Source organism: Bacillus sp. FSL R5-0439, from assembly GCF_038008805.1.
GTDB classification, from domain to species: domain Bacteria; phylum Bacillota; class Bacilli; order Bacillales; family Bacillaceae; genus Bacillus; species Bacillus safensis.
In genome coordinates, this window is record NZ_JBBOZW010000001.1 from 3,193,475 (window position 1) to 3,210,664 (window position 17,190).

A 17,190-nucleotide genomic window follows, 5' to 3' on the forward strand; every position below is an offset into this window, starting at 1 on the left:
CTCAGTAAAAGCATATTGTCCGTTCCAAGCTGTTTATCTATCTATCATTCTTTGCACATTTCATCTTGTTTAAACGATGGATGTTGATTGATTGAGCACCTTCTCATATTGCTGAATGAGGTGCTTCGCATTATGTTCTGATGAATATTCTGTATGAACCATTTCATGAAGATCGCTTTTCACTTGCTCATTCCATCTGTTTTCATAAAGGCAGGCGTGAATCGCCTCTTTCAACTGACTCGCCGAACGTGGTTCAACGAGCAGGTGTTGATAGGTAGAAAATAAGGATGGGAGACCGCCAACCCGTGTTGCAATGACAGGTACTTTTAAAGCGAGCGCTTCTAGAACGACGGTTGGCATTCCTTCACTGTAGGAAGGGAGTGCAAACAGATCAGCTGCCATTAAGTAGTCTCTTACCTGCTCATTCGGCACCTGCCCTGGAAGTATGATAGATGCTCCCGCCCGTTCCGTGAGCTCCTTTGCAAGGGGGCCTTTTCCGACAAAGACTGCTTTCACACCATCCATGCTGCTGACAGCATCAGCTAATTCAAGCAAGCCCTTCTCTTTCACTAAACGCCCGACGAAAACAACGAGCTTATCTTGAAGCGGTAAACCTAAGTGCTTTCTGATGCCTTTTTGATCTTCTTCCGTTCTTGAAAATGATTGGAGCGGTATACCAAGCGGAAGACATTTTGCTTCTACCTTCGTCATATCATTTGTCTTTTTAGCGAGCTCCTCACTCACCGTCAGAACAACAGACGCCTGCTTCACCGCCGTTTCAAAGGCTGCCTGTGCCCCTTTGCTATAGCTCGGATATACGTTCACATCACTGCCGTGTAAGGTCAGAAGATAAGGGATTTGCGTTTCTTTCTGAATGACAGCCGCCGCTCCGCCAGACGGCATGGCAAAGTGCGCATGGATGAAATCTGGTGACAGCTGATGATGCTGCATTGCCCGGAGAACGGAAGCCGCTATTCGTTTACTCGGCTGTGCCCATTTCAGCTGTCCAGGGAGCGCTCGATAAGACGGTCTGTAAACTGTCACTCCGTTCCGCACTTCCTGTTCAGGCAGCTCTTTTTTCTGCCTATAGGATGCCTTGAGCATCCGTAAAACCGGCGGATTCTCTGGATTAGGACAAATGACAGTCACTTCTATTCCTTGTTTGAGCAGCTCCTGGACTTGCGTTTCATGAAATACGCCCTCACTCGGATGTTTTTCACTAGGATATACACTTGTCAGCCATAGTACCTTCATGACGAACGACCTCTTCTCAATAATTTGCCTGCAGCCTGGGGATACATTTTGATGAGCAACAAGCCATACAATGCAGCACTGACACAAACAGTCAGAAGTAATTGAAGTGAAATATCTGCTGATGTCAGCTTCATTCCTTGATGTAAAGCTATCGCACAGATCGCCATAAGCAGTGTCATGATAGCAGGCTTTCCAAGTGATTTTAAATACACCTTCATATCAAGCTGAATGACATATGCCATGAGCCATCTACCGACAATAAAGTTGAGCAGGCTGACACCTGAGTAAATCCAAGCTACTGTGAGCAGACTGCCTGTCATGACACCTGCATATAATGAGTAGCCATACACGATGAGCATCCCCGTATCCCAATAAAAGGCTAAGTCCGCTCTCCCTTTTGCAAGAAGTATGGAACCGTTTGGATTCATCAACACACGCAGCAGGCCGACAATGCACAATATATTTAAAACCGGAACCGCTACTAGCCATTTCTCTCCAAACACGACTTCTATAAAACTGTCTGATACGGCAGCAAGGCCGATTAATAATGGAAAACTAACCAATGCGAGCATATTTGTCATACTGAGGAAGCCCTCACGCAGCATGGAGTGATCACGCTGACTTTTTGCGAAAACTGGGAAAGCCACTCTCGTCACAATCGGATTTATCTTCAGTACGGGTATCGTCACAATTTGATACGCCAAGCTGTAAATACCTAACGCCTCCGCTCCAAGAAATCGGCCGATTAAAATCATGTCGATGTTTGATCCTGCTCGGTTGACCAGTCTGGATGCGAGCTGGAATGCACCGAATGAGAAAAATTCCTTCACCTCTCCTAATGCAAAAACAGGTGCTGGACGCCACTTCTTCCAATAAGCCGCTGCATACATGAGACCTTTTCCTGATTGCAGCAGCACTTGAGAAATGACATAGGCGATAATCGGATTCATGAAGAAGGCGAAAACGAGTAAAACGAGCAGCGATATGATGGTCGCAATAGCTTCAATGGTGCTTAATGTTTTAAAGGCTAAGTCTTTTTGCATCATATACTGGTACTGCTGGCCAATCGGTGCAATCAGAAACATGATCGATAATAGCTTGAGCAGACCCTCTAGCTCTGGCCGGTTATAAAAAGCGGCTATCATTGGGCTTAGCAGGATGAGCAGACAAAACAAGATAATCCCTGTGAGCAAGTTGATCCAATATAATGTAGATAATTGACGTTCTGTCGTTTGTTCCTTTTGAATGATCGCTGCCCCAATTCCTAGATCAAGTAAAATCTGCGTAAATATTGTGACAGTTGTGATCATGCCAACGAGTCCAAATTCCTTGAGTGACATCACATTCCCTAAAAAGGCGAACTGTGCAATTTGGATGATGGTGATGATCAATGCGGACAAGCTTGTCCATTTTGCCCCGCCTAGCATGCGTTTTTTTATACTTGCCATTTCTCTTCCCTACTTTACTTATCTGGCTCCGTCACCAGTCATGATGACTTTTAACGTTTTTACCATAATCTTCGTGTCGAGAGAAAATGTCAAGTTTTGAATATACTGTAAGTCATGTGTTAATTTTTCACTTGGACTCATTTCATATCCGCCATTTACTTGAGCAAGACCTGTCAGCCCCGGCTTTACTGCCAATCTTTTTGTGAAGCCTGGAATCGTCCGATTAAATTCTGCGGTAAACATCGGTCTTTCCGGACGAGGACCTACGATACTCATTTCTCCTTTTAACACGTTGATAAATTGCGGAAGTTCATCAATTCTTGTTTTACGGATGAATGCCCCCACTTTGGTGATACGCGGGTCATTTTTTTGAGCCCATTTTGCTCCTCCGCTTTCTGCGTCAGTTCTCATCGATCTGAGCTTCCATAATTTAAAGTAAACACCGTCTTTCCCGACCCTTTCCTGCATATAAAAGGCTGGCCCTGGTGTTTCCAGCTTAATCAAAAGAGCAAACAGCAAAATGATTGGCGTACTCAACATCAATCCGATGAACGAGAACATTAAATCTATGAAACGTTTTGCAAATAAATAACGAACCATATGTTCTGTTAAGGCAAAAGAGTGATTTCGTCTCACTTCATATTCTCTGTAAAGATTCATCGCTTTCTCTGCACTCACTGACCTGCACCTCACCATTCAAAGTAGTTGTTGTGTAAAGAGATGTTCTATGAAAGTCAGTTTAGCAGAGCAACATTAAGCAAATGTAAATGGGTTGTTAAGTCTTGTAAAACTGTGTTAAGAATGTGCACTTATATCAAGTTATGCCCTTTTCAACGTAAAAAAGACCCGCAATTCTGCGGGTCTCCGGGTCTTTTCTTTATTTTGCTTTTACAGATTCGATCGTTTTCAATCGAAGTGTTCCATTTGCATCTTTTGTATAGGTTACTTTTACTTTTGATTCTTCTTTTAAGCTGTTCACTTGTTTAGAAAAGGTATTTCCGAATTGAATCGCTACTTCTTTTCCATCAATGTTGACAGCAATTGTATGTCCATCAGCCAAACCGACATATGTGCCTTCTTTGGTGACTTCATTTTTCTTACTAGTTGTTGATTCTTTCTTTGTTTTAGAGTCAGATTTTGAGTCAGTTTTTGATTGGTCTTTAGCAGGTTCTTCTTTTGTAATTTCTTTGCTTGAGCTGTCTTTTGCTTCTTCATCAGATTGACCTGCTGGTTCTTCTGTTTGAGCAGCTGTTTCTTTGCTTTGATCATCTGATTTTTCATTTTTTGATGATTGATCATCTTCTGATTTTTCGTCTGCAGCCTTATCTTTGTTTTGATCGGTTGCTTCAGTTGTTTCTTTTTGACTGTCATCCTTTTTGTTATCGCTTGATTGATTTGTTGTGCCGCACGCTGTGAGCAATACTCCTAGAAGCAATACTAGAAACGGCATTGTGATTAATTTTTTCAAGATCGTCACCTCTTCATGATTTGTCGGTTTGCTGAAGATTTATGCGTAAACCATTCACCTTCTATGTTTCAATTATAACAAACATAGCCAAAAATGAAATGTATTTTTAACTTGACAATGTTTCTTCGTGGACTTTTAAAAAAAGGCTGCCGAGTTCTTACTCGAGCAGCCTAAGAGGAGTATCTGAGGCACCCCTCAGGTTTGTGTTTTCTTATCTAAAATAACCTGACACACCGCTTGAAATACCTGACGCTAAACGATCTTTATACGTAGCAGATTTCAAGATGTTTGAATCAACTGGACTAGAAACAAAACCAGTTTCTAAAAGAACACTCGGCATCTTAGAATATTTAATGACGTAGAAGCCAGCTGTTTTCACACCACGGTCTCTTGTCCCTAGTGCACTAACCATTTTTGGCTGGATGTTTTGCGCCAGCTTCAGGCTGTTTGCAGCCGCATATGTTTTGTCATAGTATGTTTCTGTTCCATTTGCACTGCTGTTATCATTTGAGTTCGCATGGACACTAATGAAGATATCCGCTTTCGCATTGGCACCTTTGCTCACTCGTGTTTGAAGACTATCAAATGTGTCTGATGTTCTTGACATGGTCACAAGTGCACCAGCGTTGTTTAATTTCGTATTTAAACGCTTTGCTACGTCTAAATTCAAATTCTTTTCATATAATCCGTAACCTACAGCTCCTGAATCATGCGCGCCATGACCTGGATCAATGAATACTTTTTTCCCAACAGCCGGGTTTTTCAGCTGGTTTACAACAGTTGGAGTGACAGTATTTGTACTGCCTACAACAGTAAATTTAGTGATTTTCTTGCTGCTCACTGTTGCTCTTGTTACTTTTGGCAGCGTCTTTTCATTCGTTAGAAGCAATGCTTTGTTTTGCTTCGCCGCAATGCCAGCAGCAGAAGATGAAGTGGCATAGCCAAATCCTCTTCCTACATAGGTATTATTGACGCTCATATTGTATTTTTTCACAATATTTGCCGCGACATCATAACGAGTCGATCCTTTGATTCGTGTTGGAGACTTCAATTGGTTATAAGCTGCTTTTGTGACGTAGTTCTCTCCGCCGACTACAATGGTTTGTTTGACATTGCTTGCTTTTGCAACAGAAGCGATTTCAGAACGAAGTCCCTTTTTATCTGTGTATAGAATCGGGAATCCTTTTTGAGCGGCTACAGGTGCAATTGCAATCCCATGTGCATAGAAAGAACCCTCAACGACAACGACGCCTGCTGGCTTTTTCATTTTTTTCGCGATATTAGCAGATAGCTCATATCGGTTTTTTCCTGAAATACGCTGTGTGGAGATGCCCATTTTCTTCACTTGATTGACCACGTTGTTTGACACACTTGATGTGCTGCCTAAAACGATCACCGTTTTTGTTTTTAATGAAGTTAAGGCTTTCTTTGTATCACCCGAAAGGCTTTTACTGTTTGTGTAAAGAACTGGTCCATTTTTTTGATGTGCAAGTGGAATTCCTGCTGTTGCATCTGCATACGCAGTTTTCCCTACTAAAACGACTGTACTTGCAGTTCCCCATCCTTTTTTCGCTACGTTTGCCGCTACAGCATATCTGCTACCGCCATCAATTCGTGAGACTGAATTGTCTGCCAAAGCTGTTGGAACGATAACGAAAATAGCGATGAGGCTGAGGATGGCTGTTTTCATCAATGAGCGCATCTTCTATGTCCTCCTTTTACCCTTTAATAGTTTGTTAGTTTTGTACCTGGATAGTAGAACGAGAGTATGGAAGAATATGAGTTTCCAGATTCAGCTCTCGCTTTGGCTCCGTATTGGCTCATACCAATGCCGTGGCCATATCCTTTTCCTGAAATCGTGAAGTCATTTGTGTTGTTTTTGACTGACGCAAACGTGCTTTTCACTTTTGTTGCGCCCATGACTGATCGAAACTCGGTCATCTTCATACTTGCCGTTGTGCTTTTGTTCACCGAATATGTGCCTGTTTTGTTTTTCAGATGGTATGTCAGTTTGATCGATACCGTCTTCGCACGCTGGCCTTTTGTTTTCCCTGAGAACGTCAGGCTTGAGATGGATGCGATTTTCATATCAGATGCAGCAGTTTCTTTGTTTTTAAGCAGCCATGATTTCAGGCCAGCAAGGTCAGCTGCATTTGTCTCTTTTGCCTTAGACCATTGAGATGCTGCTGTGCTAGCAGTCAATGTCGTGCTCAGTTGTTTTTTAGAGAGTTTCAGTGTCCATGGATTGACTGGATCTTTTGGATCCTTTTTGGCCACTAAGTATGGCAGTGCATTTCCCCATACTTCTTCACTTGCCTCTGTATAACCGCCATTGCTAGAGTAATAGGTTGCTGAAATGAGTTGATTGTTGTATTTCAGAACCTTTCCTTTTGTGGCATCGACAGCTTTTGTCGAATTTGTGTACCAGTTATATCCTCCATAGACTTGGAAGGCTGTTGTATCAGGGACGACTTTTCCAATACTTTTCACAGAATACGTTCTAGCGGCAACTGCCTGTGCTTTTAACGCTTCAACATTCCAGCTTGCAGGCATTTCATTAGGCACTACGCCTTTTAGATAGTCTTCAAATGGAATATTTTCGAGAGTCGGCCTGATATACCCTGATTCAATTGCAAAGTTTACGCTGCCTAAATACGGCTTTCCTGCAATTTGAAGGACATTTTTTGTTGAATATTTCTCAGGAACAACTCTTACTGTGCTATACGTTTTTATGCCTTTTAATGAAATTTTTCCGTTAGAAATATTCAATTGGTAGTTTTGATTTTTTTTCAGATAAACTTGTTTGGCTAAGGAATTTTTCAAGCTATCTTTAATCGCACTTGTGCTGCCCGCAAGATGATAAGCATATGTACCTTTTTCCTTCAACAGTGCTTTTAAAGACGCTGTGACAGAATCGGGTTTCACATACACAACGGTACTGTTAGATTTTGCAGCCAATTGCGACAGCGGCATAGCATAAATATAGCTCGAAGCTTTCGCCAAATAAACTTTATCTGCATTAATATTTAATTTCTTTATAATATTCACAGATAATTCATAGCGATTGGCACCGCTGATTCTTGTCACCTGTGAGGTTTTTTTGATTTGATTTTCAACTTTTTGTCCAGTACTTTTCGTACTGCCGATGATGATCACTTTACTTGGCATTCTATAAGACGGAATGGAATCTTTTTTTGTTAACAGGATAGGGTATCCCTTTCTCGATGCATAGGATGCAATGGCAATCCCATTCATAAATGAGTTCCCGCCGACAACGACAGCTTGCTTATAGTTACCCATTTCTTTAGCGATTTTTTGGGAGATTTCAAACTTGTCTTTTCCACTAATACGTCTGACTTTGCCATACTTTTTAATAGATTTCTCAGCAGCTGTTGAAATGCTTTTCGTATTTCCGACAATCAGAATGTTATCCGGCTTCATTTTCTTCAGCTGGTTTTCTGTTGTTTTCGTCAGTTTTTCAATATTCGTATACAAAATAGGTGCGCCCAATTTGTATGCTAACGGTGATACAGAAATAGCATGATCAAATGCATCACGACTGACAATGACAACAGTTGAAGGATTTTTCCAGCCAGCAGATGCAATGCTATTGGCTACTTCATAGCGATTTTTGCCGTCATATCTTTTCGTCACAGCAACATTTGATCCTGATAGCTTGTATTCCCCAGTTGTTGAGATATCCATGCTTGTTTTGTTTCCGATATAATTAGACAATTTCACTGAAATTGCCGAGCTTGCCATGGCAGACTGAAAGGGTGCGACTAGTAGAGTCAGTATCATGAGAACGATTAGTGTAACGCCTGTTTTCTTCAATTTTGTTCATCCCGCCCATCTTTTTTACTTCTGTTTTTCAATCTTCTGGATTTCCTTTTGACCACTGTCATTAATAAAGTAAGAGATTTCTACTGTGTCTCCTGGTTTAAATTCATTTAACACATCTTTAAAATTATCCGTAAATTCATAACTTAAGGTTGTATTCACTTTTTTCACTTCGACTGTATGTGCATCAGCCATTCCAATAAATTCAGCTTTCTCTTCCAGCACCTGAGGAGTTGAACTGCTTGTCTTGTTTTCTCCTGTGGACTGCTCAGCCGTTCCACATGCAGTGAGCACGATACCTAGTAGCAGTATTAAGAACGGTAAAACGACGATTTTCTTCATTTTTTTCACCTCATGTCTTTGTATCGTCTTATAACTTATTATTTTAAGGTAAATTTAAGGTTTTTTGAAACCTTTTTTTTGTTACAACGTCTATATCTAGGTTCAGAGTAAAAAAATAACTTGTTTATCAAGATTCGTAAACCTATAATCATGGAAGAATCATAGAAAAGGTGAGGGACATTATGAGAGCTGAAAGAAAAAGAAAGAAGAAAAAGGTTCTTTGGATTGTTTTATCGATTATTGGCTTATTCGTATTAGCAACTGGCGGATACGCATATCATCTTTGGAACACAGCAGCATCGACCGTCGCAGGCATTCAGGAGAATTTAAAGAAGTCAGATAAGCGTGACAAAGATGTCGATTTAAATAAGAAAGACCCGATTTCTATTTTAGTCATGGGTGTCGATGAACGAAAAAATGACCGAGGCCGTGCAGATACATTAATATACATGACAGTAAATCCGAAAACGAAAACGACCGAGATGGTGAGTATCCCGCGTGATACGTATACGAAAATTGTCGGAAAAGGCACAATGGATAAAATCAACCATTCCTACGCATTCGGCGGTACACAAATGGCAGCAGATACTGTAGAGGAACTGCTTGATGTACCTGTTGATTACTTCGTTAAAGTCAATATGGAAAGCTTTAAGGATATTGTCGATACACTTGGCGGCATTACGGTGAACAGCACGTTTGCATTTAGCTATGATGGCCACTCATTTGGTACAGGAGAGATTAACCTGAACGGGGATCAAGCCCTTGCCTATACGAGAATGAGAAAGCAAGATCCAAAAGGTGATTTCGGACGTCAGCAAAGACAGCGCCAAGTTATTGAAGGCATCATTGCAAAAGGTGCCAACATTTCATCTATTACGAAATTCGGCGATATGTTCAAAGTCGTGGAAAATAATATGAAGACAAACATGTCATTTGACGATATATGGACGATGATGAATGATTATCGTGATGCAAGACAGCATGTGGAGCAGCACGAGTTGAAAGGATCAGGCGCACGTATCAATAACATTTATTACTACCAGCTTGATGACAGCAGTCTGGCTAAAGTGAAGAAGGAATTGAAGGAAAGTCTAGAGCAGTAAAAAGAAGACTACAGAAATGTAGTCTTCTTTTTTTATGATTGAAATGGAACTGGTTTTTCTTCGCTTAATCCAAAACGATGGAGAAGCTCTTCGACAATTCGTTTTGACGCTTGTCCATCACCATATGGATTAGACGCCTTCGACATGTTGTCGTACTCTTTCTGATCGACTAGCAGCTGTTTTGCCATATTGTAGATGGTCTCTTCATCTGTACCCGCGAGCTTAAGCGTACCAGCTTTCACACCTTCAGGGCGTTCTGTTGTATCGCGCAGCACTAGTACTGGCTTCCCTAGAGAAGGCGCCTCCTCTTGTACACCGCCAGAATCCGTTAATATAAAGTGTGAGGCAGCAGCGAAGTTATGGAAATCAACAACTTCAAGCGGCTCAATTAAGTGCACACGATCAAGATCACTGAATTCTGTCTGAGCCGCATCACGAACAGCAGGGTTTAAATGTACAGGATATACAACCTGAACATCTTCAAACTCTTCTACAATACGTCTAATCGCTCTAAACATGTTTTTCATCGGCTGGCCGAGATTTTCTCTGCGATGAGCCGTTAACAAAATCATTTTATCTGTTCCTATTTTCTCTAAAATAGGGTGTTGATACTGCTCTGTAACCGTTGTTTGCAATGCATCAATCGCTGTATTCCCCGTCACACAAATCGTCTCTTCTTTTTTATTTTCAATTAAAAGATTCTGTTTCGCCTCATTTGTTGGAGCAAAATGAATATCGGCAATCGTGCCTGTCATTTGTCGGTTCAATTCCTCAGGGAACGGCGAGTATTTATTGTGTGTTCTTAAACCCGCTTCAACGTGACCGACAGAAATTTGGTGGTAGAATGCGGCCAAGCTTCCTGCAAAGGTTGTAGTGGTGTCTCCATGAACAAGGACAATATCAGGCTTTTCCTCTTGGAATAATTGATCTAGTTTCAAAAGTGCATTTGATGTGATTTCAGATAATGTCTGGCGTTCTTTCATAATATTTAAATCATGATCTGGTTGAATGTTAAAGGCTTTCAACACTTGATCAAGCATTTGCCGATGCTGTGCAGTCACAGTGACTGAGGATTTGATTTGCGGATGTCTTTTTAGCTCAAGGACAAGGGGTGCCATTTTAATCGCTTCAGGCCTCGTCCCGAATACAGTCATTACATGTAATGTTTTCAATAGTCGATGCCTCTTTCCTTCTCATTTATCATAAGTGTATTATACAAAAGAATAGAAACGAATCCTAATCATTCTATTTTCAATTTTTACATCGCCTTTACTCTTTTCAACATAAAAATTTACACAAACTCTTTACAATAGATATTGAATCAGATCATGCATTTATCGTAAATCATTTGTCATTTCTATCATTTGTAAGTTACACTTTATGAAAGATGAAAAATGAAGTCAAATCATTTTTTCTATATGTAAGGAAGGTGCAAAGTTCATTGAAAAAAGTACGTAAAGCCATTATACCAGCTGCAGGTCTCGGAACACGTTTCCTCCCTGCAACAAAAGCAATGCCTAAAGAAATGCTTCCAATCGTTGATAAACCTACCATTCAATATATTATTGAAGAAGCTGTTGAATCAGGAATCGAAGACATTATTATCGTCACTGGAAAAGGGAAAAGAGCCATTGAGGATCATTTTGATTTTGCACCAGAGTTAGAGCGCAATCTTGAGGAAAAGGGAAAGAGTGAGCTTTTAGAGAAAGTGAGAAAATCCTCTAACATTGCTGACATCCATTACATACGTCAAAAAGAGCCAAAAGGACTCGGTCACGCCGTTTGGTGCGCACGTAACTTTATCGGTGATGAGCCTTTTGCTGTTTTATTAGGTGATGACATTGTTCAAGCCGAAACACCTGGGCTTCGCCAGCTGATGGATGAATACGAAAAAACCCTTTCATCTGTCATCGGGGTTCAGCAAGTAGCAGACAGCGATACGCATCGCTACGGGATCATCGACCCTCTAACACAAGAAGGGCGCCGCTATCAAGTCAAAAACTTTGTTGAAAAGCCGCCGCAAGGAACAGCACCATCGAACCTAGCCATCTTAGGGCGCTATATTTTCACACCAGAGATCTTTATGTACCTCGATCAGCAAGAAATTGGTGCAGGCGGAGAAATTCAGCTGACAGATGCCATTCAAAAGCTGAATGACATCCAGCGCGTATTTGCCTATGATTTCGAAGGGAAACGATACGATGTCGGCGAGAAGCAAGGCTTCATTGAAACAACGCTTGAGTTTGCTCTTCAGGATGAAGAATTAAAAAAGAAACTCATTCCATTTATGAAACAGCTTCTCGAAAAAGAAGAAGTGAACTAAAAAAGCTGCCGACATCGGCAGCTTTTTTAATTCATGACTGAAATAGTCAGTGTATGCTGTTCATTATCAATGACAAACAGATTGTTTTCGCCCTTCACTGCGAATTTCGTTTGTTTCTCATTCATCCAGACATTCTGTTCTGTCAACCCAAGTGTGGAAGGAGAGATCGGCATAATCTCGCGAAACACAATGGTGTTTGCCTGACCATTTTGAATGACATAGTCAGTTTTCTCTGTGGTCAATCGTTCAATCGTATCTCCTTGATCACTTTTGATCGAGCTCAGCGTCTGCATTCTTTGTTTTAGCACAGATTCTTCTTTTCCAAGGAAAGAAAGTAGATACTCATATGAACCTGCTGATGCAGGCGATACATATGAATTAAACTGTCCTGGTCCAATGGATAATGACTTTAAATCCTCTGCATTTTGAAGCGCATCAGGTTTAACAAAATACTTTTCTGATGCTGTTTTAATTTGAACGGTTTTTTTATTTTCAGCCACAGCCTGTACTGCTTGTCCAAATGGCAAAGTGACATCAGCCTTTTTTTTCATGGCTTGGTCTTTGTAAACCTTAAGTGGGTCAGCCGTGACAATCATCTGTTGATCCACCTTTTTCATATCGGGCGCCCCCTTCGTCTGCGGGTTCTTTGACTGAGGCGCTTCTGCCTTATCTGATGAAATTACACCAAATGTCGCAAGTGTACGAAGCGGGCGATCTGAAAACATTGATAAGGCAAGCAAAATCGTTAAGGCCGCTAAAACTGTCACTTGAAATGCGGGTCCGAACAATGAGCGCCGTTTTCCGTTCTCTTGATAACGAGACACCTTTTCTGTCTTTTGTACGCCTTTTCTGCCTTCCTTATGTTCCATTTGATATTTTTGTTTCTCTTTCTTGGAAAGCTTGTTAAACCAATCAACAAACTCCTTATACTCTTTCACGACCTTTTTCGTATCATCAAACATACGAAGTTCACCATAATGCATCCAAGCCACCCGATCACAAATTTTTTGGATTTGGCTAATAGAATGACTGACAAAAAAGATCGTCTTTCCTTGTTCTTTGAATTCTGTAATGCGGTCCACACATTTTTGATAGAAGGTTTGGTCTCCAACAGACAGTGCTTCATCAATAATAAGGATATCTGGATCGATATGTGCTGAAATGGCAAAACCAAGACGGGATTTCATTCCGCTTGAATAGCTCTTTACAGGCTGGTCAATAAAGTCACCAATATCCGCAAACTCTACGATTTTTTCATAAAGTTCGTCTATCTCTTTATTCGTCAGTCCCATCATTAAGCACTTTAAACGAATGTTGTCTTTTCCGCTTAATTGGTTGTTCAGCCCTGCTGCAATGGCAATTAGCGATGGCTGGCCGTCCATATCAATTTCACCACTTGTCGGTGGAATGATTTTCGCTAGAAGGTTCGACATTGTCGATTTCCCAGATCCGTTAATCCCCACAAAACCAATGGTCTCGCCTTCATATACATCAAAGGACACATCACGAACAGCAAAGAAACCTTTTTCATTTTTATTAGGTAAAAACAGTCCTTTAATCTTATCCGACTGTTTTTTATATAGGACGTATTGCTTGGATACGTTTCGAAACGAAACCTTTAGTTTCATCGTATAATCTCCTTACTTTTTAAAGAAAATCGACAAATTTATCCCTAAATTTCATATGAAGCAATGAACCGACTGTTAAAAGAAGAAGCGTAATCAGCCAAAAATAAAGTGTGTATTTGACATCATGGAAGAACCATTCTCCCTTTAACAAACTATTTCTAAAACCATCAATAATGTAGAAAAGAGGATTCAATCTTAATATGTCCCCAATCCACGCTTTGTCTCCAGTGAGCTTTTCTGAGATATTCCAAAAAATCGGCAGCAAAAAGAAAAGTAATCTTGTCACAGATTGTAAAAGAAATTGATAGTCTCTCACGAGTACACTAATCGTGGAATTAAACAAACTAAACGAAAACATAAACGCGATCATACAAATAAGATAGTATATATATTGCAGCCAATGCGCGTCAGGGTATATGCCATAGGAAATCAGCACAATCAGATAGACACCCATCATAACAAAGTAGCTGAACAAGTTGGACATAATCACCACAGAAGGCAGCGCACTAATCGGAAAATTCATTTTCGATACCATATTAATGCGTTTAAACACACTGTTTGATCCATCAAGAATCGTCGGACTAATGAAGAACCAAGGGATTAAACCGGCAAGCATCCAGATGATAAATGGAACCTCCATGTCTCCAATGGCAATTGGCTGTCCTCCGCGAATACCCATACCGAAAACAAACCAGTATGCCAGCATCTGCATTAATGGATTTAAAAACTGCCATAAAACACCCAAATAATTCATCTGATATTTTGATTTTGTTTCATAAACAGCAAGTCGCATAATCAGCGGAAGTGAGCTGATCTGCTCTCTTAATATTGTAAACAATGCGTTCATTCTAATCTTCCTTAGATATTAGTTTTTGGGATTGCCTCTTTAAAAAAATCACCGCTCATAATTGTAACAGATGTTGAGAAATATTTCACTTTTCAAATCGAATGAGTATATTAAATAGTAGGGAAATTTGATCAAAACAAACACTGGTATATTCAGCTATTCTAGGTTACTAATTACCTTATTATATCATTGCTTTATAATTGCCATTAGAATATAATTATCAGGATAATTGCATTTCCAAAATAAATATCATTTTCCTATTATATATATTACATGAAGGGGCTTAACATTAATGAGAATCAAGCAATTCAAAAAAATCGTTACAAGAAAGATTAAATTTATTTTAGATCCACTAATTGAATTTTCCAGAGATTCGCGACTTCGTATTAGAAGTAAATACACCTCCTATTTAGAGAAAAACCCAGTAAGAAGTAATTATATTCTATATGAAGCTTATCATGGCAAAAGTATTTCTGGAAATTGTTATGCAATTTTTCTAGGCTTGATGAAAGATAGTACTTTTAAAGATTTACATCATGTTTGGGTCATTAATGATTTTAATGATCCAATGATTGCAGAATTAAAGCAGAAAACTTCTAATATTTCCTTTGTTAAAGTTGATAGTAACGAATATCTAAAATATTTAGCAACTTCTAAATATTTAGTTAATGATACGTCATTTCCTTTTTATTTTATTAAAAGAGACGAGCAAGTTTATATTAATACATGGCATGGAACTCCTTTAAAAACTTTAGGGAAGGATCTTAATAAAAGATCAATGTCTGGTCATAAAAATATCCAAAGAAATTTGCTTCATTGTGATTACCTTATTAGCCCGAATACTTTTACGTATGAAAAGTTACTAAAATCAAATGATGTATTTGGGATATTTGCCGGGAAAATTGCAAATATCGGTTATCCTAGAGTAGATTTAACATTAAACACTAGCAGTGAAAGTGTGAAAGAAAGATTAGACTTACCTTTTAATAAAAAAATTGTTCTTTATGCTCCAACATGGAGAGGAACAATAGGTGCCGAAGAGGATACTTGCTATACATTGCATAGTGAAGTTGTGAAAATTCAGCAGGCGCTTGGTGATGATTACTTAGTACTTTTAAAATCCCATTACTTTTCTTATAAATTTTTTAAACAGAGCGGTCTTGAACATCTTTGTGTTCCAAACTGGATTGATACAAATGAACTTTTATCGGCTATAGACATTTTAATTACAGATTATTCAAGTATCTTTTTCGATTTCCTACCTTTAAAAAGACCTGTCTTTTTCTATATGCCTGACTTACGTGAATATGAATCAGAGAGAGGTTTTTATATAGATATAACCAAACTTCCAGGACCTATCTGTGAAAGTATAATTGATTTAATTGACAGCCTAGGCCAACTAAACAGTTTAAATAACTTCAATAAACAATTTGAAAGTCAATACAATGAGTTTTTAGATGAATACTGCTCTTATGATGACGGAAATGCTACTGATCGACTCATTGACATAATATTCAAAGGGAAAAATCAAGATGAATTAATCAAGGTTGAAAGCAATAAACAAAAATTACTTTTTTATTGTGGGGGCTTCTACAATAATGGTATAACCGTTTCAGCGACTAATTTATTTGATCAGATTGATTACAACAAATATGAAGTTGTCGTCATTGATAACTCAAATTATCATAAGGATAAATGGATGAACATACAAAAACTTCATCCTAATGTTCATATTATTTATAGACCAGGTTTTGTTAATAGAACATTAATAGAAACATATAAACAGAATCTAATTTTCCGCCGTGGTATATACAATAACAAAATGTTAAAATACACTCCAGTAAACTCATACAAAAGAGAATTAAAGAGAATTATTGGTAATACGAAGTTTGATGTGGGAATAGACTTTGGAGGATATAACAAATTTTGGACCCTTCTCTTAGCATTCGGAGATTTTAAAGTCAAAAGTATTTTCCTACATGCTGACATGATGAAAGAGTATAACAAGAAAGTGAACCACAAATATAAACATCGCGGTAACCTAAAAGTAATTTTCTCACTGTACAAGTTCTTCGATAGAATTGTTTCAGTTGCCGAATCGACTAACATAGAAAATCACTTGAATTTAAGCCCTTATATTCCTAATGCTTTAGAGAAAATGGTTTTTGTTAATAATGTAATCTCGCCTAACAAAGTACTTCAAATGAAAGAAAATAAAGAGATTATAGAATTTAATAATGAGAGATATTTAATTACTTATCAAAATGATAAAAACGAATCCATCGGTCTTAATTTATCCGGGATACCACTTCCAAATAAGGAGTATATCAACTTTATAACAATAGGAAGATTATCTCCTGAAAAAGGGCAAAAGAAATTAATTTCTGCTTTTTCACAATTACACAAACAATACCCAAAAGCTGTATTGTATATAGTGGGTGAAGGGCCTTTAAAAAGAGAATTAAAAGATCACACAAAAAAATTACATCTAGAACATTGCGTGTTTTTTGTTGGACAACTCGAAAATCCATTTTCTTTACTAGATGAATGTGATTGTTTTGTCTTATCATCAGATTATGAAGGACAAGGTTTGGTTCTCATGGAAGCAATGATTCTAAAAAAACCAATTATAGCTACCGATGTAACTGGAGTGCATTCCGTCTTAGAGGGTGGATACGGATTATTAGTTGATAATAATGAAACTGCGCTATTTAATGGTATGTCTGATTTTATCCAGAATAGTATGGAACAAAAATCCTTTGATTATGAAAAGTATAATAGCGAGGCGCTAGATCTCTTCTACAAAAATGTCTGTACAAAAACTAATTAATCACTTATATACAGAATAAATTATATGTATTTAAAAACACCTTTGGATAATGGTCAAGTATTGAACTTGATACCTTCCAAAGGTGTTTTTCTATCTATAAGAAAACA

At 38.8% G+C, this 17,190-nt stretch carries 13 protein-coding genes; 3 read left to right on the forward strand and 10 right to left on the reverse strand.

The genetic code is table 11. From position 1 onward, the window contains the following. Positions 1–69 precede the first annotated feature (69 nt). The 7 genes from tuaC to NST59_RS16550 form a co-directional block, all read right to left on the reverse strand. Positions 70–1,254 carry a teichuronic acid biosynthesis protein TuaC gene (gene tuaC, locus NST59_RS16520; protein ID WP_126682371.1) on the reverse strand — a complete coding sequence of 395 codons (1,185 nt, stop codon included), beginning with the start codon at positions 1,252–1,254 and terminating at the stop codon, positions 70–72. Then, a complete protein-coding gene (gene tuaB / locus NST59_RS16525) occupies positions 1,251–2,702 on the reverse strand; it encodes a teichuronic acid biosynthesis protein TuaB (RefSeq protein WP_341040827.1) in 1,452 nt (483 codons plus the stop codon). Before tuaB ends, tuaC begins: the two co-directional genes overlap by 4 nt. 18 nt (positions 2,703–2,720) lie before the next feature. Next, a complete protein-coding gene (locus NST59_RS16530; RefSeq protein ID WP_034281119.1) occupies positions 2,721–3,380 on the reverse strand; it encodes a sugar transferase in 660 nt (219 codons plus the stop codon). A gap of 199 nt (positions 3,381–3,579) precedes the next feature. Continuing rightward, the gene (locus NST59_RS16535; protein WP_228280141.1) at positions 3,580–4,179 is read right to left on the reverse strand and encodes a hypothetical protein; all 600 of its coding nucleotides are present in this window, start codon (positions 4,177–4,179) and stop codon (positions 3,580–3,582) included. Positions 4,180–4,381: 202 nt separating this feature from the next. Further along, entirely contained in the window at positions 4,382–5,872 is a 1,491-nt protein-coding gene (locus tag NST59_RS16540; RefSeq protein WP_039181847.1) for an N-acetylmuramoyl-L-alanine amidase, read from the reverse strand. A 23-nt stretch (positions 5,873–5,895) separates the two neighbouring features. After that, positions 5,896–8,004 carry a SpoIID/LytB domain-containing protein gene (locus tag NST59_RS16545; RefSeq protein WP_126682374.1) on the reverse strand — a complete coding sequence of 703 codons (2,109 nt, stop codon included), beginning with the start codon at positions 8,002–8,004 and terminating at the stop codon, positions 5,896–5,898. 24 nt (positions 8,005–8,028) lie between these two features. Further along, positions 8,029–8,352, reverse strand: a complete 324-nt coding sequence (locus tag NST59_RS16550) for a hypothetical protein (RefSeq protein WP_039181853.1) — start codon at positions 8,350–8,352, stop codon at positions 8,029–8,031. Between the two features lie 182 nt (positions 8,353–8,534). Between NST59_RS16550 and tagU the strand changes: the two genes are divergently transcribed. Further along, a complete protein-coding gene (gene tagU / locus NST59_RS16555; RefSeq protein WP_341040828.1) occupies positions 8,535–9,455 on the forward strand; it encodes a polyisoprenyl-teichoic acid--peptidoglycan teichoic acid transferase TagU in 921 nt (306 codons plus the stop codon). Between the two features lie 32 nt (positions 9,456–9,487). Here the strand turns inward: tagU and wecB are convergent, their stop codons facing one another. Next, a complete protein-coding gene (gene wecB, locus NST59_RS16560) occupies positions 9,488–10,627 on the reverse strand; it encodes a non-hydrolyzing UDP-N-acetylglucosamine 2-epimerase (RefSeq protein ID WP_228280134.1) in 1,140 nt (379 codons plus the stop codon). Between the two features lie 269 nt (positions 10,628–10,896). On the opposite strand from wecB, the gene galU reads away from it, so the two are divergent. Further along, positions 10,897–11,778, forward strand: a complete 882-nt coding sequence (galU, locus tag NST59_RS16565; RefSeq protein WP_008343198.1) for a UTP--glucose-1-phosphate uridylyltransferase GalU — start codon at positions 10,897–10,899, stop codon at positions 11,776–11,778. Between the two features lie 26 nt (positions 11,779–11,804). Here the strand turns inward: galU and tagH are convergent, their stop codons facing one another. Both tagH and NST59_RS16575 read right to left on the reverse strand, forming a co-directional pair. Further along, on the reverse strand, positions 11,805–13,406 hold the full coding sequence (gene tagH / locus NST59_RS16570) for a teichoic acids export ABC transporter ATP-binding subunit TagH (protein ID WP_144491543.1): 1,602 nt from the start codon (positions 13,404–13,406) through the stop codon (positions 11,805–11,807). A gap of 19 nt (positions 13,407–13,425) precedes the next feature. Next, the gene (locus NST59_RS16575; protein ID WP_034281130.1) at positions 13,426–14,253 is read right to left on the reverse strand and encodes an ABC transporter permease; all 828 of its coding nucleotides are present in this window, start codon (positions 14,251–14,253) and stop codon (positions 13,426–13,428) included. Positions 14,254–14,545: 292 nt separating this feature from the next. Between NST59_RS16575 and NST59_RS16580 the strand changes: the two genes are divergently transcribed. Continuing rightward, the gene (locus tag NST59_RS16580) at positions 14,546–17,083 is read left to right on the forward strand and encodes a glycosyltransferase (protein WP_144491544.1); all 2,538 of its coding nucleotides are present in this window, start codon (positions 14,546–14,548) and stop codon (positions 17,081–17,083) included. The last annotated feature ends 107 nt before the right edge of the window (positions 17,084–17,190 follow it).

Coding starts and splice junctions, on each gene's coding strand:
- NST59_RS16550 (WP_039181853.1), bottom strand. CDS start 8,352: ATGAAGAAAATCGTCGTTTTACCGTTCTTAATACTGCTACTAGGTATC.
- NST59_RS16575 (WP_034281130.1), bottom strand. CDS start 14,253: ATGAACGCATTGTTTACAATATTAAGAGAGCAGATCAGCTCACTTCCG.
- tuaC (WP_126682371.1), bottom strand. CDS start 1,254: ATGAAGGTACTATGGCTGACAAGTGTATATCCTAGTGAAAAACATCCG.
- tagH (WP_144491543.1), bottom strand. CDS start 13,406: ATGAAACTAAAGGTTTCGTTTCGAAACGTATCCAAGCAATACGTCCTA.
- NST59_RS16540 (WP_039181847.1), bottom strand. CDS start 5,872: ATGCGCTCATTGATGAAAACAGCCATCCTCAGCCTCATCGCTATTTTC.
- tagU (WP_341040828.1), top strand. CDS start 8,535: ATGAGAGCTGAAAGAAAAAGAAAGAAGAAAAAGGTTCTTTGGATTGTT.
- tuaB (WP_341040827.1), bottom strand. CDS start 2,702: ATGGCAAGTATAAAAAAACGCATGCTAGGCGGGGCAAAATGGACAAGC.
- NST59_RS16580 (WP_144491544.1), top strand. CDS start 14,546: ATGAGAATCAAGCAATTCAAAAAAATCGTTACAAGAAAGATTAAATTT.